At 61.1% G+C, this 20,490-nt stretch carries 16 protein-coding genes and 1 tRNA gene; 7 read left to right on the top strand and 10 right to left on the bottom strand.

Going from position 1 to position 20,490, the window contains the following annotated elements; all coding sequences use genetic code 11:
• Positions 1-96: 96 nt before the first annotated feature.
• From BMZ43_RS16420 to BMZ43_RS16405, 4 genes are all read left to right on the top strand, one after another.
• Positions 97-915: an NAD-dependent epimerase/dehydratase family protein gene (locus BMZ43_RS16420; protein WP_064306819.1), complete on the top strand. Its 819-nt coding sequence runs from the start codon at positions 97-99 to the stop codon at positions 913-915.
• A gap of 11 nt (positions 916-926) precedes the next feature.
• Positions 927-1,805 (top strand): SMP-30/gluconolactonase/LRE family protein, encoded by an 879-nt coding sequence (locus BMZ43_RS16415; RefSeq protein ID WP_064306818.1) that lies wholly within the window; start codon positions 927-929, stop codon positions 1,803-1,805.
• A 173-nt stretch (positions 1,806-1,978) separates the two neighbouring features.
• Positions 1,979-3,238 (top strand): acyltransferase family protein, encoded by a 1,260-nt coding sequence (locus BMZ43_RS16410; RefSeq protein WP_177344818.1) that lies wholly within the window; start codon positions 1,979-1,981, stop codon positions 3,236-3,238.
• Positions 3,239-3,296: 58 nt separating this feature from the next.
• Positions 3,297-3,878 (top strand): DUF4337 domain-containing protein, encoded by a 582-nt coding sequence (locus BMZ43_RS16405; RefSeq protein ID WP_064306816.1) that lies wholly within the window; start codon positions 3,297-3,299, stop codon positions 3,876-3,878.
• A 378-nt stretch (positions 3,879-4,256) separates the two neighbouring features.
• On the opposite strand, the gene BMZ43_RS16400 is transcribed toward BMZ43_RS16405, so the two are convergent.
• From BMZ43_RS16400 to rpsU, 6 genes are all read right to left on the bottom strand, one after another.
• On the bottom strand, positions 4,257-7,862 hold the full coding sequence (locus BMZ43_RS16400; protein ID WP_218189459.1) for an SIR2 family NAD-dependent protein deacylase: 3,606 nt from the start codon (positions 7,860-7,862) through the stop codon (positions 4,257-4,259).
• 76 nt (positions 7,863-7,938) lie between these two features.
• The gene (locus tag BMZ43_RS16395) at positions 7,939-8,706 is read right to left on the bottom strand and encodes a nuclease-related domain-containing protein (protein WP_064306815.1); all 768 of its coding nucleotides are present in this window, start codon (positions 8,704-8,706) and stop codon (positions 7,939-7,941) included.
• Between the two features lie 152 nt (positions 8,707-8,858).
• Positions 8,859-8,935, bottom strand: a tRNA-Ile gene (locus tag BMZ43_RS16390).
• A 104-nt stretch (positions 8,936-9,039) separates the two neighbouring features.
• Entirely contained in the window at positions 9,040-10,893 is a 1,854-nt protein-coding gene (gene rpoD / locus BMZ43_RS16385) for an RNA polymerase sigma factor RpoD (protein WP_064306814.1), read from the bottom strand.
• Between the two features lie 76 nt (positions 10,894-10,969).
• Positions 10,970-12,877, bottom strand: coding sequence for a DNA primase (gene dnaG, locus BMZ43_RS16380; protein ID WP_064306813.1), 1,908 nt, complete (start codon positions 12,875-12,877; stop codon positions 10,970-10,972).
• Between the two features lie 163 nt (positions 12,878-13,040).
• Positions 13,041-13,256 carry a 30S ribosomal protein S21 gene (gene rpsU, locus BMZ43_RS16375; protein WP_007159750.1) on the bottom strand — a complete coding sequence of 72 codons (216 nt, stop codon included), beginning with the start codon at positions 13,254-13,256 and terminating at the stop codon, positions 13,041-13,043.
• Between the two features lie 205 nt (positions 13,257-13,461).
• On the opposite strand from rpsU, the gene tsaD reads away from it, so the two are divergent.
• Positions 13,462-14,487 (top strand): tRNA (adenosine(37)-N6)-threonylcarbamoyltransferase complex transferase subunit TsaD, encoded by a 1,026-nt coding sequence (gene tsaD / locus BMZ43_RS16370; protein ID WP_064306811.1) that lies wholly within the window; start codon positions 13,462-13,464, stop codon positions 14,485-14,487.
• A gap of 45 nt (positions 14,488-14,532) precedes the next feature.
• Here the strand turns inward: tsaD and plsY are convergent, their stop codons facing one another.
• Positions 14,533-15,102, bottom strand: coding sequence for a glycerol-3-phosphate 1-O-acyltransferase PlsY (plsY, locus tag BMZ43_RS16365; RefSeq protein ID WP_017639525.1), 570 nt, complete (start codon positions 15,100-15,102; stop codon positions 14,533-14,535).
• A 110-nt stretch (positions 15,103-15,212) separates the two neighbouring features.
• Here plsY and folB point away from each other — a divergent pair, with 110 nt between their 5' ends.
• Both folB and folK read left to right on the top strand, forming a co-directional pair.
• The gene (gene folB, locus BMZ43_RS16360; RefSeq protein ID WP_007159747.1) at positions 15,213-15,566 is read left to right on the top strand and encodes a dihydroneopterin aldolase; all 354 of its coding nucleotides are present in this window, start codon (positions 15,213-15,215) and stop codon (positions 15,564-15,566) included.
• Positions 15,563-16,096, top strand: coding sequence for a 2-amino-4-hydroxy-6-hydroxymethyldihydropteridine diphosphokinase (gene folK, locus BMZ43_RS16355; RefSeq protein WP_064306810.1), 534 nt, complete (start codon positions 15,563-15,565; stop codon positions 16,094-16,096). Before folB ends, folK begins: the two co-directional genes overlap by 4 nt.
• A 392-nt stretch (positions 16,097-16,488) precedes the next feature.
• On the opposite strand, the gene BMZ43_RS16350 is transcribed toward folK, so the two are convergent.
• The 3 genes from BMZ43_RS16350 to BMZ43_RS16340 are packed head-to-tail and all read right to left on the bottom strand — an operon-like array spanning position 16,489 to position 20,478.
• Positions 16,489-17,616 carry a multifunctional CCA addition/repair protein gene (locus tag BMZ43_RS16350; protein ID WP_017639523.1) on the bottom strand — a complete coding sequence of 376 codons (1,128 nt, stop codon included), beginning with the start codon at positions 17,614-17,616 and terminating at the stop codon, positions 16,489-16,491.
• Between the two features lie 52 nt (positions 17,617-17,668).
• The gene (locus BMZ43_RS16345) at positions 17,669-19,210 is read right to left on the bottom strand and encodes a SpoVR family protein (RefSeq protein WP_064306809.1); all 1,542 of its coding nucleotides are present in this window, start codon (positions 19,208-19,210) and stop codon (positions 17,669-17,671) included.
• Entirely contained in the window at positions 19,207-20,478 is a 1,272-nt protein-coding gene (locus BMZ43_RS16340; protein ID WP_093254956.1) for a YeaH/YhbH family protein, read from the bottom strand. Before BMZ43_RS16340 ends, BMZ43_RS16345 begins: the two co-directional genes overlap by 4 nt.
• Positions 20,479-20,490: the final 12 nt, after the last annotated feature.

The raw sequence follows: 20,490 nt of genomic DNA, 5'->3' as shown, positions 1-20,490 counted from the left end.
GTAGCATTGACAGGACTCCAGACGCTCGCGAGAATCGTGAAAAGAGGTGGGATGTCGTACCTCTTGCCAGATAACTCCATAAGAAGGCGCCCAGTCATGTCCGAAGTTTCCTCGTCTCGTTTCCATCGACTCCTGCTCACCGGCGCCGCCGGCGGCCTGGGCAAGGAGCTGCGCCAGCGGCTCAAGCCCCATGCCGAGATCCTGCGCCTGTCCGATATCGCGCCGATGGATGCGGCCCAGGGGTCAGCGGAAGAGGTGGTTATCTGCGACCTGGCGGACAAGGCCGGCGTCCAAGCCCTGGTGGAAGGCGTCGATGCCATCCTGCACTTCGGTGGCATCTCCACCGAGCATGCCTTCGAGCCCATCCTCGAAGCCAACATCCGCGGCACCTTCAACCTCTATGAGGCTGCGCGGCGCCACGGGGTGAAGCGCATCGTCTTCGCCAGCTCCAACCATGTCATCGGCTTCTACCGCCAGGACCAGCGCATCGACGCTAGCGTGCCCCAGCGTCCAGACAGCTACTACGGCCTGTCCAAGGCCTTTGGCGAAGACCTGGCGACGTTCTATTTCGATCGCTATGGCATCGAGACAGTGAGCATCCGCATCGGCTCCTCCTTTCCCGAGGCGCAGAACCGCCGCATGCTCGCCACCTGGCTGAGCTACGAAGACCTGACCGACCTCATCCTGCGCAGCCTGACCACCCCGGACGTCGGCCACACCATCGTCTATGGCGCCTCCGACAACCGCGACAGCTGGTGGGACAACCGCCTGGCCGCGCACCTGGGCTTCCAGCCCAAGGATAATTCCGAGCAATTCCGCGCCAAGGTCGAGGCCCAGCCCATGCCGGCGGCGGACGATCCGTCGATGGTCTACCAGGGTGGTGCCTTCGTCGCCACCGGTCCCTTCGACGACTGAGGAGGGCCGCCATGACTGCCGAATTGCTCGTCGATGCCCGCAACGCCACTGGGGAGTGCCCGGTCTGGCACGTCGCTGAACAGGCGCTTTACTGGGTCGATATCCCGGCCAAACGGCTGCATCGCTGGACCCCGACGGGTGCGCTGGACAGCTGGAGCGCGCCGGAAATGCTCGCCTGCATCGCCGCCCGCGAGGGTGGTGGCTGGCTCGCCGGCCTGGAAAGCGGCCTCTTCGCCCTGCAGGCCAAGGCGTCCGGCCAACTCAGCGGCGAGCGCCTGGTCGCTCTCGACCATGCCCAGCCGGCGATGCGATGCAACGACGGTCGCTGCGATCGCCAGGGCCGCTTCCTAGTGGGCACCATGGTGCAGGACATGGCGCAGGGCGCCCCAGCTGGGCGCCTCTACAGCCATACGGCCGGCGACGGCGCCCGGCTGCTGCTGGACGACCTCATCGTGCCCAACGGCCTGGCCCTGAGCCCCGATGGTCGCACCCTCTATCTGTCCGACTCCCATCCCAGCCGCCAGCTGGTCTGGGCCTTCGACTACGATCCCGACTCGGGCACACCCAGCAATCGGCGACTGTTCGTCGACATGAACGCCCATCCCGGCCGGCCCGACGGCGCCGCGGTGGATGTGGACGGCTGCTACTGGATCTGCGGCAACGATGCCGGCCTGATCCATCGCTTCACCCCGGACGGCCGCCTAGACCGCTCCCTGGCCGTGCCGGTCAAGAAGCCGGCCATGTGCGCCTTTGGCGGACGCAACCTGGACACCCTGTTCGTGACATCCATCCGTCCGGGTGGCGATCTGAGCGATCAGCCGCTGGCGGGTGGTCTGTTCGCCCTGGATCCCGGGGTGCAAGGGTTGCCGGAGCCCACCTTCGCGGGCTGAGCGGCAGTCGAACTCAGCTGCAGCAGGACTCCTGGCGGGAGGAGTCCTCGCTCGCCCGCTGACCGGCGCCTGATAGTCCCAGGACACCGGTTGTCATGCTTTTGTCATGAGTGGCGGCAGGGGTTGAGTCCGGGCGGCTTATAATCAAGGCCTACCCGCCGCAAATCGCCGCCATGACCCCTTCACCCGCGCTCCGCCCCACCGCCCGTTACTACGGCCTGGAATGGCTGAGATTCCTCATGGCGCTGTACATGGTCGTCTATCACCTGGGCGGGCTCTACAGCGATCTGCCGGACGCCTTCCGCCGCCTGGCCGGCATGGGCTTCTTCGCCACCAGCACCTTCTTCCTGCTCTCCGGTTTCCTGCTGGCCCACGTCAGCCTGGATCGCCAGGGCGCGCTCAAGGGCAGCTCCCGCGGCTTCGTCCTGCGCCGACTATGCAACCTCTATCCCATCCACCTGCTCACCCTGCTGGTGGCCCTGGGCCTGTCCTACTGGCTGTCCCAGGACTCCTGGCTGGAGCACGGGGTGCCGGTCTACTACAACCAGCATCCCTACCTGCAACTGGAGGAGGGCGGCGCGCTGGACGAGATGCTGCCGCTGTCCTGGCTGGCCGCTACCACCCATGTGCTGCTGCAGCTGCTCCTGCTGCAATCCTGGGAGCCGCGCTTTCTCTGGCTCAACGGCGCCGCCTGGTCAATCTCGGCGCTGCTGTTCTTCTACCTGCTGTTCCCCCTGCTGGGCCCGCGCCTGATGCGCCTGCGTCGCTGGGCCCTGGCTGCCGCTGTGCTCTGGGGGCTCTATCTGCTCGGTCCGCTGGTGGCCACCTGGGCCCAGGCCTTCGATACCGTCACCGTGGGCGTCATCCATCGCAATCCGCTGATCCGCCTGCCGGAATTCCTGCTCGGCATCCTGCTCTATCGCGCCGTGCAGGAGCCCTGGGTGGCCGAGACGACCCAGCGCCTGCGCGTACCCCTGCTGCTGTTCGGCCTCACCGGCCTGTGGCTGGGCGCCCTGCTGCTGGAAGGCGATGGCCGCCGCTGGTTCTACCTGGTCCACAACGGGCTGCTCACGCCCTTCCAGGCGGCGGTGCTACTGGCCTGCGCCACCTTCGGCGAACCCGGCCGCGCCGGCGTGCGCCGCCTGGCCCAGCGTCTTGGTGAGGCCTCGCTGTGCATCTTCGCCGTCCACACCCCGCTGATCGGCGTGCTCGAACCCTGGACCCGCACCCTGCTGGGCTGGATGCACCTGGCCGGCGACAGCCTCGAAGACCTGGCCGAAGACGTCGGCGAGGCGCTGGCGCTGCCCATCCCCATTCCCGGCTGGATGCTACCGCTGCACCTGGTGCTCATCGTTCTGCTCGGCCTGGCCATGCAGCGCTGGGTAGCCGGCCCGCTAAGGCGCTGGCTGCAGGCACGGCTGCCCAGCTCTTAAGAAGGCCTTAAGCCAGCCCGACTAGCCTCGCCGCAGGAATCCGCAGCGGAGCTGAGCCTTGTCCAGCGAATACGAAGTCCACGGCCCCCACGACCACGAAGTGGAACACGCCGCCCACGGCGCCCATCGCCGCGACAGCCTCACCGGCCGCATCGCCGTCACCACCGCCATCCTCGCGACGCTAGGCGCCCTCTGCGCCTATCAGGGCGGCAACGCCGAGAGCCTGGCGCTCTACTACAAGAACGAAGAAGCCATCGCCAAGACCGAAGCCGCCAACCAGTGGGGCTACTACCAGGCCAAGGGCGAAAAGCAGAACCTCGCCGACTTGGGCGCCGCGCTCGCGACCAACCCCGACACCGCCCAGCGCTTCACCCAGGACAGCCAACGCTATGCCCAGCAAAAGGCCGAGATCCGCATCAAGGCCGAAGCCCTGGAGGCCAAGGTCGACGCCAACGAAGCCCTGAGCGAAACCCAGCTCCACCGTCACCACCGCTGGGCCCAGGCCACCATGCTCATGCAGGTCGCCATCTCCCTGGCCGCCATCACCCTGCTGACGCGGAGGCGTTGGTTACAGGCGGCGGTGTATGGTGTGGCGGGGGGAGGGGTGGTGGTTGGGATGTTGGCGTTGCTGCATGTGTGAGCGTTAGAAGCATGAACGGCGAGGCCCAGGCATAAAAAAGCCGCGCAACGCGCGGCTCCTGAAAGCTGGTGGGCCCACACGGACTCGAACCGTGGACCAAAGGATTATGAGTTGCCTAGAAACGCTGCAAGCCCAGTGAAATCGGGCGTAGCTTGGCGCAGGTATAGTTAGTTGAAAGCAGCGTGGTTACTGATGCTGAGCGTAATTTGGCGAAAGGGGTGGAAACTTGGCACTTGTACCGTCAGTGTACTGTTTTCCATGCTAAACAGCCGCTGCTGATGCGGAGTTGACCCCTGTTGTCGATTCAACGCTGGCCGGCCAAGGTTGGACGCCTTTCTCACCCAATACTGATGAATGTGCTTTTTCTCATGAGGGAAATTACACATTTGTCATTTGTGCGAATCTAACTTCGGGGAGAGCGTCTTTTTTCGCCTCTTCCAATATTCTAAGTAGCTCCTCATTTTGATGCTCGCCATTTTTAATAATATCACTTGCCAGCCTGACGCAGGCAGCGCGCACAAATGAAACACTAACGGACTCTCGTCCAGATGGAGAAATTTTTTCATAGCCAGTGCTATCAAAGATGACGGGTAAAATCTCTATCAATGACACAATGCTTTCATCAGATAGATATTCTTTGCAGTACATCTGATTGGTAGTCCAAAGCAGCCCTGACAAACCTGACATTCGATTTGCCCCTATCAGGTAAACCAATCTCACGATCAATCTGTCAATAACAGGCGATTCTTTCTGATCTCTCCAAGTTAGCAGGGCATATGATGCATATGCCAATTTGTTTGGATCATCCGATTGAAGTCCTTGTCTAATTAGTCTTTCCACGGGCTCAATGAGGGCGTCGTTTGCAATAGCAAAATGTGGGAGTGCGATAAGAGTCTCTGGAGTCCCGGACTCTGAATGATAAGCATAAAATTTTTGAAAGTTTTCTTCATTCAGCCTTTCTGGCGGCATTGCAGGAACAACAGAACGGGCCAGCACTTCACCAACAAGTTCAGCTAGTCGGTGTTCTTCATTCTGCGTAAAGCCGAGCGTATCGTTAATTTCTCTATTTGGCCTCCAAGCGACCAATTGTTCGAAATAATCGACGGCCTGATCTGCTGACGGGAATTCTTTGATGTTTTCGGCTTGCGCAGCATTTGCTATATCCGTCAAAAGCTCTGGAATAAGCAGATTTTTGCCATTTGCCTCAAATAGGTAGCGTCTGACGAGGGTTTTGACGGCACCAGGATCTGGCGAGGGTATCTCAAGTAACACATATTTGAGTAAGCCTGTTTCAGGAAGACTGTTCAGGACGGGCTCGCCTCCCCATATTTTTTGTGAAATTTTATTGAGTTCTTCGATTTTCAAAAAATTCTTTTCAATCAACGGGAGAAGACGCAGTAGAGCAGGTGCGCTCTGAGGTGCGCATGGCAAGATATGGTCTATTATTTCATCTATGCGGCGATCAAGAATCGAGTCTTGCTTTCTTTCTCCTGGGTGCTTTACAACTGGATTGGCCCACTCTTTGCAGTCTCTGGCACTTATTTCAGTTTGAAGAGGGTATGACAAGGCATCTAGCAAGATATCTTGCTGCTGCGATTCGGGAATGCTCTTGAGAGAGAATTTTGAAAGGTGTTTGACTGCATCAAAAAGCCAAAAATGATGTAGTTCCGGTTTTTTGCTAAGAGATACAGCCAAGTGAAATATCTGTTTTGCCTGTTCTGGTGTGGCTCTCACTGATACTCGAGCCAATACCTCGATAAAAACTTGCAGGCGGTCAATAGCTATTCGGCCAACATCAGCAGAGTTTTCTGCTCGCTTTGCGAGCCAATACTTGATTGCCTCCATGCACTGTTTTAGCAGGAAAGTTACGTCACTATCTGAAATGCATGCAATGTGAATTCTTGAAAATACTCTTTTCAAAACTTCCGATGTGTCGCTGTTTGCTGAGCGGATAGCCAATGCAAAACGATGAAAATTATCAATTCCTTCCAGTTCTGCTATCCTGGACGCTTGATCAACAAGAAAGTTGACACTGCTCCATCGTAGTGGCATTCCTACCGTGCTGGAAATGCCATCTAATAAAAGCAAAGGGTGCAGTTCATTACTAAAAGTCACTGTGTTGGCATTGTCTTTGTAACGCCCAGGTTCGAATGAGGGTTCGATCTCCTGTTGTTTTTGCTGTTTATTTAACGCGCTGGAGATTCGCTCTCTAATATGTTCAATGTGATCCCATGGGTCGCACTTGGCGTCTCGGTAGTTGGATGGGAATGCTTTGAATTCTTTGTCGGACGAGTGCAGTTCGACGCCGCGAATTATCCAGTGTGCCCAGGCTAAGCGTGAAAGTACATGAATCGAGTTGCGATCATTTCGATGTTGGGTTAGAAGCTCTTTGTATGCCTCTTCTACTAGTATCTTGCCGCTATCAACTTGCCCAAGTTCGGCGAGTAGAGAAGATTTCCTTAGTTTCCAAATTGGATTGCTATTGGGGATTTTTTCAATGCATTTTTCTAATGCGTAATAATCGAACCTGTCTCGCGCTACGATAGCGTTATGGTAGGCGAGTTCGTTGCTACTTTCTGGCCAGTATTTTTTTCCTTTCTCCAATATATAACTTGTTGTCTGGGCAATATTTTCGGATGCAGGGCTGTCCATCCAGCGTGTATTTTTCAGTAGCAAAATCGCAACTTCCAGCTGTTGCTTTTTGGATAGTGCGCAGGGTATGTCAGTATCACACACAGTAAGCAGCTCGTTCGCCAGCCAAGATGGCATGGCTTCAAAGGTTACTTGGTGATGCCATGTGATCTCATACAATAGCTTAGCTCTAGAAGTTCCTGCCATCGCAGATAAGCTCTTGGGCGTTGGCCAAGGATCAGTTATATGAGTTTGTAACTGAAATCGCTGTCGGTAGGGACAAACCAACCAGTCAGGGTACGACAATCGATCCTTCTCCAAGTGCGGAAGCTTGTCCTCCAACAACTTTGCAGCATAATTTGCATCTTGATAAGCCTTGGTAGTCTCTTCACCGGTCGTTGTTTTACGATGCAGTTGCGTTGGATTCCACTCCCAAATTTGTTTAGGCTTAAGGTCTTGTAGGGCCTGGATAAATATTTTTGTCGCTTCTAAATGCCTAATATCGTGTTCGTCATAATCTGTAACCAGATCATCTAAATCGATTGGCGCAACATTGATGGATTCAAGATACTTCCTCTTTGCAGCGTTCAGCCCCAAGGCACCAACTAGATAAATACGTCTTGAATGTGTTGCCAGATGATCTCTGACCCATCCTGCCCATTGGAGAAAATTTGGGTCATCACCGGAAAAGCCTAGCAAGCACAGTTCGTTTTCGATGAATACCTGGCGCGAAAAATTGACAAATGCTGCGTGCTGCTGTGGGTATTTTCGATAGTCTTCTTGGGTGAAAGTCAAGTCTTTGGCGATGTCTATGGTTCCATGTAACTTGACGATTCTTGGCGATCTTGCGCTGGAAAGATCCTCTTGCTTGGAAACTACGTTATAAATAGGCTGGTGTATCTCGGCTGACGCACGCTCAAGCAACGTATCCCAGTTAGTGGTTAAAACTTCTGACCATGGTAATTCCAGTAGGGATTTGTGCAGTTCGCCAGGTGCCCACGCAGTATCGTTGATTTCTTTTTTGATCAGGTCATGCAGTGCTTGCTTGCCAAAGTAGGCGCAATATTCTTCTGCTAAGCGCAGGGGATCCGTGCTATTAGAATCCAACTCAGCGGCAAGTGCTCTTGAAAAATGATTCCATAGAGGAAGTTTTTTAGTAGCATCGCCCGTCGATGCAGCACTTCTGCTAAAGCCTGCCCCCACCATTACAGCTGCGCCGTGGTAAGAGGTTTCCTGCTGCCACAGTGCAGATGCAAGTTTCTTTAATGCAGTATAATCAGGAAGAGAAGAAATATTTCTCATTATTGATGTTCCCATGTCACAGCGAATAATGGGGCGGGGGCAGTTTTTCATTCATGGATTATTCTTGAGCAAAAAGTTGGGTATATTTTCAGCGTAGGGACTCATCGTTTGTCTCACTGCTATCCCCTCATAGATTTTGCATAGTTCGGCATTTGGGGAACCCTGAGCATCCCCAGAATTGCTGCCCTGCTTTCGCCCCTGACTTCACGGTACGAGTCAGCAGTGCACTACCGCATTTCGGGCATTGCCGCTCCGCTGTGGGATCGCTACGGCGCTTGAGGTTTTGCACATGCTCGCGGTGCGTAGCTAGGGTCGGCGCGCGACGGCCGGTGTGCAGGGCGTGCAGCATGGCGTCGACTTCAGACTCGCTGAATACCGGCTGCTGGAATGACCGGATATAGCGAATGAAGCCGATGCCCTGGGTGACATTGGCCGGCACCTCGGTCTTGAAGGTGCTGCCGCCCACAAAGGTGATGACCGAATGCAGATGCTCCGGATTGATACCCAGGGCGGCTTCCAGCGCCTTAAGGTGCTTGTAGTTCTGCCGCAGCGGATTCTGAAATCTGAAGGTGCGCTTGTAGAACTTTTGCGTCCACTGCGCCTGGTGCTCGGCGCCAAAGATCCAGCCACTCATGTTCTTCGTCTCCACGACGAAGATGCCGTAGCGCGACAGGAAGACATGATCGATCTGCGTGGTGCCGTCAGGCGTAGGCAGGGTGACATTGTGCAGACGGCGATAGGTCTGCTTATCGAGCCGCCAATGGGCGAAAAGACGTACCAGTAATTCGCCTAGATACCCCTTCATCCAGGGTGACTTGAGCAGGCCGATGGCGAAGGCCAGGGGTAGCAGCCAGAACAGCGTCGGCGCGAAGGGCGCCAGAAGGGAGAAGTCCATTTCCCAAGTCCTGCAGGTGATAGCACGAAGGGTAAGACTAGTGCAGGCAGGGGAGCGGCGTAGGACCGTTCGGAAAAGATTAGCGACCGGCTTTCGGATTAAGCCCAAATTCCAGGCATGAAAAAGCCGCGCAACGCGCGGCTTCTGAAAACTGGTGGGCCCACACGGACTCGAACCGTGGACCAAAGGATTATGAGTCCTCTGCTCTAACCAACTGAGCTATAGGCCCTATAGCGCGGTGGAGTATACCGGGGTGGGGGAGGATCGCCAAACCCTTGTCGGGCATAAAAAAACCGGAGCCTGGGCTCCGGTTTCTGATGCAGCGTGGGCGCCTTACTCGTCGAGGAAGGAGCGCAGGTGTTCGCTGCGGGAAGGGTGGCGCAGCTTGCGCAGGGCCTTGGCTTCGATCTGGCGGATACGCTCGCGGGTGACGTCGAACTGCTTGCCCACTTCCTCGAGGGTGTGGTCGGTGTTCATGTCGATGCCGAAGCGCATACGCAGCACCTTGGCTTCACGGGCGGTGAGGCCGGAGAGCACGTCGCGGGTGGCTTCCTTGAGGCTTTCGCTGGTGGCCACTTCGATCGGGGACTGCATGGTGCTGTCCTCGATGAAATCGCCCAGGTGCGAATCCTCGTCGTCGCCGATGGGCGTCTCCATGGAGATCGGTTCCTTGGCGATCTTGAGCACCTTGCGGATCTTGTCCTCGGGCATCTCCATGCGCTCGCCCAGCTCTTCCGGGGTCGGCTCGCGACCCATCTCCTGCAGCATCTGGCGGGAGATCCGGTTCAGCTTGTTGATCGTCTCGATCATGTGCACCGGAATCCGGATGGTGCGCGCCTGGTCGGCGATGGAGCGGGTGATGGCCTGGCGAATCCACCAGGTGGCATAGGTGGAGAACTTGTAGCCACGGCGGTATTCGAACTTGTCCACTGCCTTCATCAGGCCGATGTTGCCTTCCTGGATCAGATCGAGGAATTGCAGACCGCGGTTGGTGTACTTCTTGGCGATGGAGATCACCAGGCGCAGGTTCGCCTCGACCATTTCCTTCTTGGCGCGGCGGGCCTTGGCCTCGCCGATGGACATGGCGCGGTTGATGTCCTTGATCTGCGAGACTTTCAGCTCGTAGTCACGCTCAAGTTCGGCCAACTGGGCCTGCTTGGCCTGGATGTCGGCCTGGAAGCGCTCGAGACCCTCGGCGTACTTGGGCTTGCCCTTGAGCAGGCCGGCGGTCCATTCGGTGTTGGTCTCGTTGCCCGGGAAGTGGCGCAGGAAGTCGGCACGCGGCATGCGCGCATCGCGCACGGCCAGCTGCATGATGGCGCGCTCGAGGCCACGCACACGCTCCAGGGACTCGCGCACGCGGGTCACCAGGGCTTCGTACTGCTTGGGCACCAGCTTGATCGGCGAGAACAGCAGGGCCAGGGCAACGAATTCTTCCACGGCGTGATCGTTATCGCGGCCGTGCTTCTTCAGTGTCTTCTTGGTCTTTTCCAGCTGCTCGGCAACTGCGCCGAAACGCAGGCGAGCCTCTTCCGGATCCGGACCGCCGTCGCCTTCTTCCTCGTCGGCGTCGTCGCTTTCTTCCTCTTCGTCCTTCTCGTCGTCCACGGCCTTGGCATCGGTAGCCTTGTTCGGGACGGGCAGCTCATTGCTCTCGTTGGGCAGGGTGCCGTCGTCGGGATCGATGTAGCCAGCGAGGACGTCGGACAGGCGACCGCCTTCGGTGGTGACGCGGGTGTATTCGCTGAGGATGTAGTCGACGGTGCCCGGGAACTGGGCGATGGCGCCCATGACTTCGCGGATGCCTTCCTCGATGCGCTTGGCGATCTCGATCTCGCCTTCGCGGGTCAGCAGTTCCACGGTACCCATTTCACGCATGTACATGCGCACCGGGTCGGTGGTGCGGCCGACATCGCTCTCCACCGCGGCCAGAGCGGCGGCGGCTTCTTCGGCGGCGGCTTCGTCGGTATCCGTTTCGGCCAGCAGCAGGGCATCGGCGTCCGGCGCGGTCTCGAATACGTTGATCCCCATGTCATTGATCATGCGGATGATGTCTTCCACCTGTTCCGGATCTGAAATATCCTCCGGTAGGTGGTCATTGACCTCCGCGTAAGTCAGGTAACCCTGCTCACGACCGCGGGCGATCAATTCTTTCAGACGGGATTGCTGTTGCGCTTTTCCGGACATAGGTACCCTTCCACTGAAGGCTTAGGCGGGCAAAAATAGCTGAACATTATAGCCGGTTAGACGGTGGTCGTGCCAGTTAGGTCACGGACCCCGCCGGACGGCTGAGGAGTTCGCGTAGGCGGTCCTTGTCTTCGGAGCTCAGTTCGCTCTGTCGCGCCTTGCGTAGGAGTTGCTCCAGCGAGCGATCACGCTGGCTGGCGGCTAACCTCGTTATGGTGTCGAAAAACTGTTGTTCAAGGTTGTCGCCGGCAATCAGCCATTCTTTTTCCGCCAGGGCGCGCAACAGGCGTCCCTGTTCGGTGCCATGCCAGCGGGCGATGAGTGCCAGGGTGCTCTGCCCCGGCTTCTTCTGCAGCGCCTCGACCAGGGCGACCAGCAACTGGGCGTACTGATCGCTTTCCTCGGCCAGGTCGCGGGCGTCCTGCACCGCCTGGGCGAGGGTGGGGTGGTGCAGCAGGCTGCGTAGCGCGGCCAGCACCGGCGTTTCCACCTTGACCGGTGGCTGGCGCGGGATGCGTTCGCCGCCGCCCTTGCCGTTGAAGTCCTTTTTCCAGCCCTTGCCGTCACGCCCACCCTTGCCTTCACGGCGGGGCGTCCACTGCTGCTGCGCCGGGGCTTCCTCGGCATGGGCGTAGGCGTAGTCGCCATAGTCCATGGGCGGGGCATCCTGCGGCGGCGCGGAGGGCGCCAGCTGGCTCAGGGCATCGTTGCCGAGGCCGGTGAGTTCGCCCAGGCGCTGCCGCATCAGCAGGCGCAGGTTGTTGCCGGGAATCTTCTCGATCAGCGGCGCCGCCAGGGTGGCCAGGTGCGCCTTGCCCTCCAGTGTCGCCGGATCCGCCTCGATCATCAGTTGCTGGAAGAAGTACTCGGCCAGCGGCTGGGCCTGCTGGACGAAGCGCGCCTGGAAGGCATCCGCGCCCTCGGCACGCACCAGGGTGTCCGGGTCCTCGCCTTCGGGCAGGAACAGGAAGCGCACCCGGAAGCCGTCCTTGAGCACCGGCAGTGCCGATTCCAGGGCGCGCCAGGCGGCGCTGCGGCCGGCCTGGTCGCCGTCGAAGCAGAACAGGATGCTCGGCACGATGCGGAACAGCCGCTTGATGTGCTCTTCGCTGGTGGCGGTGCCCAGGGTGGCCACGGCATTGCGGATGCCTTGCTGGGCCAGGGCGATGACGTCCATGTAGCCTTCCACGACCAGGATCTCGTCCAGGTCGCGGTTGTGCTTGCGCGCCTCGAACAACCCGTAGAGTTCCTGGCCCTTGTGGAACACCGGGGTTTCCGGCGAGTTGAGGTACTTGGGCTTGTCGTCGCCCAGCACCCGACCACCAAAGGCGATGACCCGGCCACGGCTGTCGCGGATGGGGAAGATCACCCGGTCGCGAAAACGATCGTAGCGTTTGCCGCTCTCGGCGTTTTCCACCAGCAGACCGGCGTCGAGCATGGCCTTCTGCTGCAGGTCGTCGCCGCCCAGGTGCTTGCCCAGGTTGTCCCAGCCGGGCGGGGCGAAGCCCAGGCCAAAATCCCGGGCGATCTCGCCGGTGAGGCCGCGCTTCTTCAGGTAGTCCACTGCCGCCTGGCGCTTGGGGTGGTTGCGCAGCGCCAGGCGATAGTATTCGGCGGCGGCGGCCAGCAGCGGGTAGAGCGGGGAGTCGGTGGGTTGCCGCGGCTTGCGCCGACCGCCGCTCTCTTCGCGCGGCACGTCCACGCCGGCCTTCTTGGCCAGCTCCTCGACCGCCTCGGGAAATTCGAGGTTGTCGTGGTCCATGATGAAGCCCAGGGCGTTGCCACCGGCACCGCAGCCGAAGCAGTAGTAGAACTGCTTGTCGGGGCTGACGCTGAAGGAGGGCGTCTTCTCGTTATGGAAGGGGCAACAGGCCATCCAGTTCTTGCCGGCCTTCTTGAGCTTCACCCGCGCGCCCACCACCTCGACGATGTCGGTGCGATTGAGCAGGTCGTCGATGAAGCCTTGCGGGATGAGTCCGGCCATGGTCAGCGTCTGGATAGAAGGGCGAAGAGCGGAGGGTGGGGCAGGCCAAATGGCCAGAAGGAGAGTCTAGCGCCAGCGGACGCCAGGGTGAAACGGGAAGGCTAGAAACAGACAACCCGACCAGAGGTCGGGTTGTTTGATGACGCCAGAGGAGCGCTGTAACTCAGTACAGGCGCTCGCGACGGCGCTGCTCGCGCTGTACTTTCTTGGCGTGGCGCTTGACCGCGGCGGCAGCTTTACGCTTGCGCTCGGCGGTGGGCTTTTCGTAGAACTCGCGGCTACGAACTTCGGCCAGTACACCGGCCTTCTCGCAGGAACGCTTGAAACGACGCAGCGCTACGTCGAAGGGTTCGTTTTCTTTGACTTTGACGTTGGGCATCCAGGTCGTACCTTCAAATTTACCGAGGTTTAATCCAACGCTAGCGGCAAAAGGGCACGGGAAGCGTCGGTTTTTAAGGGTTGCGGATAGTAACGCTTCAACTGCCCCGCTGCCAAGCCCCGGCGGACGAAAAGCGCTGGCCGGTGCTGGAAGCGGCGCTTATCATGCGCAGCCTGACATCTTATACCCTCGAAGGCTTATCTCCATGCGTGTTCTGGGACTGGAAACGTCCTGCGATGAAACCGGCGTCGCCCTCTACGACAGCGAGCGCGGCCTGCTGGCCGATGCGCTGTTCAGCCAGATCGATCTGCATCGCGTCTACGGTGGCGTGGTGCCGGAGCTGGCCTCGCGCGATCACGTCAAGCGCATGCTGCCGCTGATCCGCGAAGTGCTGGAGGAGGCGGGCAGCCGTCCTGAAGACGTGGACGCCATCGCCTATACCGCCGGCCCCGGCCTGGTCGGTGCCCTGCTGGTGGGCGCCGCCTGTGCCCAGGCGCTGGCGCTGGCCTGGGGCGTGCCCGCCCTGGGTGTCCATCATATGGAAGGGCATCTGCTGGCGCCCATGCTCGAAGAGCAGCCGCCGCAGTTTCCCTTCGTCGCCCTGCTGGTCTCCGGTGGCCACACCCAGCTGGTACAGGTCGATGGCATCGGCCGCTATACGGTGCTGGGCGAATCCCTGGACGATGCCGCCGGCGAGGCCTTCGACAAGACCGCCAAGCTGCTGGGCCTGAGCTATCCGGGGGGACCGGAGATCGCCCGCCTGGCCGAGCGTGGGGTGACGGGGCGCTTCGTCTTTCCGCGGCCCATGACCGATCGGCCCGGCCTGGAATTCAGCTTCAGCGGTCTCAAGACCTTTACCCTCACCACCTGGCAGCGCTGCAAGGCCGCCGGTGACGACAGTGAGCAGACCCGTTGCGACATCGCCCTGGCCTTCCAGACGGCGGTGGTCGAGACCCTGGCGATCAAGTGCAAGCGCGCGCTGAAGCAGACCGGGCTCAAGTCGCTGGTGATCGCCGGTGGTGTCAGCGCCAACCGCGCCTTGCGCGAGAACCTGGAGCAGATGCTTGGCGAACTAGGCGGCCACGTCTTCTATGCCCGGCCGCGCTTCTGCACTGACAACGGCGCCATGATCGCCTATGCCGGTTGCCAGCGGCTACTGGCCGGCCAGCAGGAAGGTCCGGCCATTGCCGTGAAGGCGCGTTGGCCCATGGAGCAATTGGCGGCGCTCTGAGACGGGCGGAGGGCGTCGCCGGGTAATCCCCGTGCGGCGCCAGGATCAAAAATGACGCTCGGTCCCCTGGCGCAGCGCGCGCAGATTGTGTCTGTGGCGAATCAGGATGAGCAGGGCGAGCAGTAGCATCGGTGCCAGCAGGTCCGGGCGCTGCCAGGCGAACAGCGGCAGGATGCCGAGCACGGCGACCAGGGACGCCAGGGAGGCGATCCTCAGGCGGGCGAACACCGCGGCCCAGAGCACCAGGCCCAGCAGGGCTGCAGGCGGATAGAGCCCCAGCAGCAGACCGGCCGCGGTGGCGACACCCTTGCCACCGCGGAAATGGAAATACAGCGGATAGAGATGGCCGACCACGGCGGCCAGCCCGATCCAGGCCTGCTGCAGGGGCGCAAGGCCCAGTTGGTGGGCGATGAGCACGGGAATCAGACTCTTGCTCAGGTCGCCGGCGAGGGTCAACAGCGCCAGCTTGCGTCCGGCCAGGCGCAGCATGTTGCTGGCGCCGGGATTGCCGGAGCCGTCGTGACGCGGATCGCGGGTGCCGAACAGGCGACTGAGCAGCACGGCGAAGGACAGCGAGCCCAGCAGGTAGGCCAGCAGGAGCAGCAGCCAGAACATGGTAGGGTTCCGCGCCAGGAGAAGGCTCGATTCTACCGACAGCCCGCCGCCCGACGATAGGCCGGCGGTGACGATCACACAGAGCACGCTAAAGGTGCGAGGCAAAGGCAGTGGACAAGGTTTTCATCGAGGGGCTCGAGGTCGACACCGTGATAGGGGTGTACGACTGGGAGCGTGACATCCGCCAGTGCCTGCGCATCGATCTCACCATGGGCTGGGATATCCGCGCGGCTGCCGCGAACGACGAACTCGAACACACCCTGAACTATGCGGCGGTGGCCGAGCGCATCACCGCCTTTGCCCACGAGACCGCCTTCGAACTGGTCGAGACCTTCGCCGAGCGTCTGGCCGCCTTGCTGCAGGCGGAATTCAAGCTGCCCTGGCTGCGCCTGCGCATCACCAAGCCCGGCGCGGTGCCGACCGCCCGTGGCGTGGGCGTGGAGATCGAGCGGGGGCAGGCGTGACCCGGGTCTATCTGGGGCTGGGCAGCAACATCCAGCGCGAGCAGCACCTGGGCATGGCCCTGGACGAACTCGCGACGCTGCTGACCGACCTGCAGTGCTCACCGGTGTTCGAAAGCGAGGCGGTGGGTATCCGTAGCACGCCTTTCTTCAACCTGGTGGTGGCGGGTGACACCGAGCTCGATCCCGCGACCCTGAGTCACAGACTCAAGGCCATCGAAACCCGCAGCGGTCGCTATGCGCCGGATCGCCAGGGCCTGCCGCTGGACATCGATATCCTGCTGCATGGCGACCTGAGCGGTGAGTTCGATGGCCTGACCCTGCCGCGCGCCGAGATCCTGCGCAACGCCTTCGTGCTCTGGCCACTGGCCTTGCTGGCCGGTGAGCGGCGGCACCCGGACAACGGTCGGAGCTTTGACGAGCTGTGGCAGGAGATGCGCGATCAGACCACCCAGGTGCTGCGACCGGTATCCTTTAGCTGGAAGGGTATGGCGTTGACGCCGGCAGCGTTGCTTGGCGCCAAGCTGGCGTAACGCAGTGGTCGTTGGGCTTCGCTGCGCTCAGCGCCAACCTACGGAAAACCGGCTTGCGCTTGGTCTTTCTCTCCCTGCCGTAGGTTGGGTTGAGACGGCGCCATCGTCGAAGCCCAACGGGGCTCCGGGGGAGAGGTGTTGGGCTTCGCTGCGCTCAGCGCCAACCTACGGGGACCCGGCTTGCGCTTGGCCTTCCTCTTCCTGCCGTAGGTTGGGTTGAGACGGCACCATCGTCGAAGCCCAGCGGTGCTCCGGGGTAGGGGTGTTGGGCTTCGCTGTGCTCAACCCAACCTACGGGTAGGGTAGGTTGGGTTGAGACGGCTCTATCGTCGAAGCCCAACAGGCGGCATGCATGGCGGCCATTGTTGGGCCTCGCGGCGCTCAGCGCCAACCTACGAGAGCTGGGCCAGGGCGTCGAGGCGGGCCTGCTTGAGGGCCTCGCCCAGGGCGGCGCCCTTGAAGCCCTGGGCGACCAAGGGCTGGACCTCGACCCCGCGCAACACCTCGGCTGCCTGGCGCAGCAGGGTCAACGGTGGTTCGCCGTCGTCGGTCCTTACCGCCGCCGCACAGGTGCAGGCCTGGAGGAACTCCTCGAAGCGCGCCGGACGCCGCAAGACGTCGAAACCCTGCAGCAGCTCGAACCAGGCCTCCGGTGTCAGCTGTCGCGCCTGCAGGGCCGTGGGCCAATGGCGCGCCAGCAACAAGGCCAGTTCGGCGGGTTCGCGCGGGACCTTGAGGCGGGCGTTGATGGCAGCATGTCGCTCTTCCGGTACGTCCAGCAGCAGGCAGGCCCAGCGTACGTTCAGTGAGGCCTGGACCTCGGCGCTCTGGCGCAGGGTGGCATAGACCCGGGCGCCGGGTTCGGGTTGCTCACCGGCGAACCCGGCAGCCACCTCCGGCAGGAGCGCCGCCAGGGCGCCGCAGTCGTGCAGCACCCGAATGAAGACATCGGGCCGCTCTTCGAGCAGCGCACGGGAGATTTCCTTCCACAGTCGTTCGGCGGTCAGGGCGTCCAGCTCGCCACTGGCGACCATCTCCTGCATCAGCAGCAGCGTCTCGGGCGCCACCTGGAAACCCAGGCTGCAATAGCGGGCGGCGAAGCGGGCGACGCGCAGCACGCGCAACGGATCTTCGGCGAAGGCGGGAGAGACGTGGCGCAACAGGCGCGCCTGGAGATCGGCGCGGCCGCCGTAGGGGTCGATGACCTGGCCGTCGTCGTCTTCGGCCATGGCGTTGACGGTCAGGTCGCGACGGATCAGATCCTGCTCCAGGGTGACGTCGGGCGCGGCGTGGAAGGTGAAGCCGCCGTAGCCGCGCCCGCTCTTGCGTTCGGTGCGGGCCAGGGCGTATTCCTCACCGGTCTGGGGATGCAGGAACACCGGGAAATCGGCGCCCACCGGGCGATAGCCCTGGGCTGCGAGGGCTTCGGCGGTGGCGCCCACCACGACCCAGTCGACTTCGGTGACCGGTCGGCCGAGCAGGCGATCCCGTACGGCACCGCCCACCTTGTAGATTTGCATAGAAAAAGACCTCCTTGCGGAGGTCTAGGATAGCCCGAAAGAGCGACTCGGCTCAGATCGGCGACGCCAGATCCAGGCGGCGGTCGTGATCGCGGCTCTCATGGCGGGGCGGAACCTGGAAGCTGTGGGTGACGTCTTCGCCCCTCACGCTTTCCAGCCGAATGTCGAAGCCCCAGAGCCGGTGCAGGTGCTTGAGCACCTCGTCCGTGGAGTTGCCCAGCGGCTTGCGGTCATGCTGGAAGTGGCGAAGGGTAAGGGAGCGATCGCCACGCCGGTCCACGTTCCAGATCTGCACATTGGGCTCGCGATTGCCCAGGTTGTACTGGGCGGCGAGTTGCTCGCGGATCAGGCGATAGCCGCCGTCGTCGTGGATGGCCGCCACCTCCAGTTCGTCGCGCTGGTCGTCATCGAGGATGCTGAACAGCTTGAGGTCACGGATCACCTTGGGCGAGAGGTACTGCAGGATGAAGCTTTCGTCCTTGAAGCTCTTCATGGCGAAGGTGACGGTGGCCAGCCAGTCGCTGCCTGCGATGTCGGGGAACCAGCGGCGGTCTTCCTCCGTGGGGTCCTCGCAGATGCGCCGGATGTCGCGGAACATGGCGAAGCCCAGGGTGTAGGGGTTGATGCCGCTGTAGTAGGGGCTGTCGAAGCCCGGCTGGTAGATCACCCCGGCGTGGGATTGCAGGAATTCGAACATGAAGCCTTCGGTGACCAGGCCCTCGTCGTAGAGATCGTTGAGCAGGGTGTAGTGCCAGAAGGTGGCCCAACCCTCGTTCATCACCTGGGTCTGGCGCTGGGGATAGAAGTACTGGGCGATCTTGCGCACGATGCGGATCACCTCGCGCTGCCAGGGCTCCAGCAGCGGCGCGTGCTTTTCCACGAAATAGAGGATGTTTTCCTGGGGTTCGCTGGGGAAGCGCGCCCCTTCGTCATGGGCCTCCTTGCCGGCCATCTTGGGAATGGTCCGCCAGAGATCGTTGACCTGGCGCTGCAACTGCTCCTCGCGCTCCTTCTGCCGCTGGCGTTCCTCGGCGGCGGAAATGGGGTAGGGCCGCTTGTAACGATCCACCCCGTAGTTCATCAGCGCATGGCAGGAATCCAGCAGTTCTTCCACGGCATCGATGCCATGGCGTTCCTCGCACTGGGTGATGTACTGCTTGGCGAACACCAGGTAGTCGATGATGGAGCTGGCATCGGTCCAGGTGCGGAACAGGTAGTTGCCCTTGAAGAAGCTGTTGTGGCCATAGCAGGCGTGGGCGATCACCAGCGCCTGCATGGTCATGGTGTTCTCTTCCATGAGGTAGGCGATGCAGGGATCGGAGTTGATCACGATCTCGTAGGCCAGGCCCATCTGGCCGCGGCTGTAGTGCTTCTCGGTGTGCAGGAAGTGCTTGCCGTAGGACCAGTGGTTGTAGCCGATGGGCATGCCGACGGAGGCATAGGCATCCATCATCTGCTCGGCGGTGATCACCTCGATCTGGTTGGGATAGGTGTCCAGCGCATAGCGCTTGGCGATCCGGGCGATCTCCCGGTCGTAGGTCTGGATCAGCTCGAAGGTCCATTCCGAGCCGGTGGAGATGGGCTCACGTTTCATGACACGAGTCTCCGCTGGAACAGTTCGCGGAACACGGGATAGATATCCCCCGCCGAGACGATCTGCTGCTGCGAGAAGGAATCCGGGAAGGCGCCGCGGACGTTCTCGTATTCGTACCACAACGCCTGGTGCTCGCGCGGGGTGATCTCTACATAGGTGTAGTACTGCATGAATGGCAGGATCTGCTTGGTCAGGATCTCCCGGCAGATGGGCGAGTCGTCGTTCCAGTTGTCGCCGTCGGAGGCCTGGGCGGCATAGAGATTCCACTCGTTGACCGGATAGCGCTCGGCCATGACCTCCTGCATCAGCTTGAGAGCGCTGGAGACGATGGTGCCGCCGGTTTCCCGGGAGTAGAAGAATTCCTCCTCATCCACTTCCTTGGCACTGGTGTGGTGGCGGATGAACACCACCTCGATGCGCTCGTAGTTCCGCTTGAGAAACAGGTAGAGCAGGATGTAGAAGCGCTTGGCGATGTCCTTGGTGGCCTGGGTCATGGAGCCGGAGACGTCCATCAGGCAGAACATCACCGCCTTGGAGCTGGGGCTGGGCTGCTTGGACAGCAGGTTGTACTTGAGGTCGAAGGTGTCGAGGAAGGGCACCTTGTCGATGCGCGCGCGCAGCCGCTCGATCTCGGCCTCCAGCACCTGGATGTCGCCCAGGTTGTCGGGCTCTTCCACCCGCAGCCGCGCCAGTTCGGCCCTGGCTTCGCGCAGCTTGTTGCGGCTGCCGCCGGAGAGGGCGATGCGCCGGGCATGGGAGGCGCGCAGGGTGCGGATGATGTTGATGCGGGCCGGATTGCCCTCGTTGCTGATGCCGGCGCGTACCGTCTTGAAGGTGTCGGTGCCGGTCAGTTGCTTCTTGACCAGGTTGGGCAGCTCCAGGTCCTCGAACATGAAGTCGAGGAATTCGTCCTGGGTGATCTGGAAGGCGAATTCGTCCATGCCTTCGCCGCTGTTGCTGGCCTTGCCCTGGCCCTGACCGCCGCCACCCCCCTGGGGGCGCGGGATGCGTTCGCCGCTGACGAATTCCTTGTTGCCCGGGTGGACGATGGTCTGGCGCCCGCCCTTGCCTTGGTACAGCGCGGGCTCATCGATGTCACGGGCAGGAATGCTGATCTGCTCGCCGTGCTCCATGTCGGTGATGGAGCGCCGACTCACGGCTTCCTCGACCGCCTTCTTGATGTGCTCACGATAGCGCCGCAGGAAACGCGTGCGGTTCACCGTGCTCTTGTTCTTGCCGTTTAGACGCCGGTCGATGACATAACTCATACAGGCCCTCCG

The organism is Pseudomonas sp. Snoq117.2 (assembly GCF_900110545.1).
Classification (GTDB): domain Bacteria; phylum Pseudomonadota; class Gammaproteobacteria; order Pseudomonadales; family Pseudomonadaceae; genus Chryseomonas; species Chryseomonas benzopyrenica.
Note: the sequence above shows the minus strand (reverse complement) of the source record. Positions and strands in the feature narration are given on the sequence as shown.

Coding starts and splice junctions, on each gene's coding strand:
- BMZ43_RS16420 (WP_064306819.1), top strand. CDS start 97: ATGTCCGAAGTTTCCTCGTCTCGTTTCCATCGACTCCTGCTCACCGGC.
- BMZ43_RS16415 (WP_064306818.1), top strand. CDS start 927: ATGACTGCCGAATTGCTCGTCGATGCCCGCAACGCCACTGGGGAGTGC.
- BMZ43_RS16410 (WP_177344818.1), top strand. CDS start 1,979: ATGACCCCTTCACCCGCGCTCCGCCCCACCGCCCGTTACTACGGCCTG.
- BMZ43_RS16400 (WP_218189459.1), bottom strand. CDS start 7,862: ATGAAAAACTGCCCCCGCCCCATTATTCGCTGTGACATGGGAACATCA.
- BMZ43_RS16395 (WP_064306815.1), bottom strand. CDS start 8,706: ATGGACTTCTCCCTTCTGGCGCCCTTCGCGCCGACGCTGTTCTGGCTG.
- rpoD (WP_064306814.1), bottom strand. CDS start 10,893: ATGTCCGGAAAAGCGCAACAGCAATCCCGTCTGAAAGAATTGATCGCC.
- dnaG (WP_064306813.1), bottom strand. CDS start 12,877: ATGGCCGGACTCATCCCGCAAGGCTTCATCGACGACCTGCTCAATCGC.
- rpsU (WP_007159750.1), bottom strand. CDS start 13,256: ATGCCCAACGTCAAAGTCAAAGAAAACGAACCCTTCGACGTAGCGCTG.
- tsaD (WP_064306811.1), top strand. CDS start 13,462: ATGCGTGTTCTGGGACTGGAAACGTCCTGCGATGAAACCGGCGTCGCC.
- plsY (WP_017639525.1), bottom strand. CDS start 15,102: ATGTTCTGGCTGCTGCTCCTGCTGGCCTACCTGCTGGGCTCGCTGTCC.
- BMZ43_RS16350 (WP_017639523.1), bottom strand. CDS start 17,616: ATGCAAATCTACAAGGTGGGCGGTGCCGTACGGGATCGCCTGCTCGGC.
- BMZ43_RS16345 (WP_064306809.1), bottom strand. CDS start 19,210: ATGAAACGTGAGCCCATCTCCACCGGCTCGGAATGGACCTTCGAGCTG.
- BMZ43_RS16340 (WP_093254956.1), bottom strand. CDS start 20,478: ATGAGTTATGTCATCGACCGGCGTCTAAACGGCAAGAACAAGAGCACG.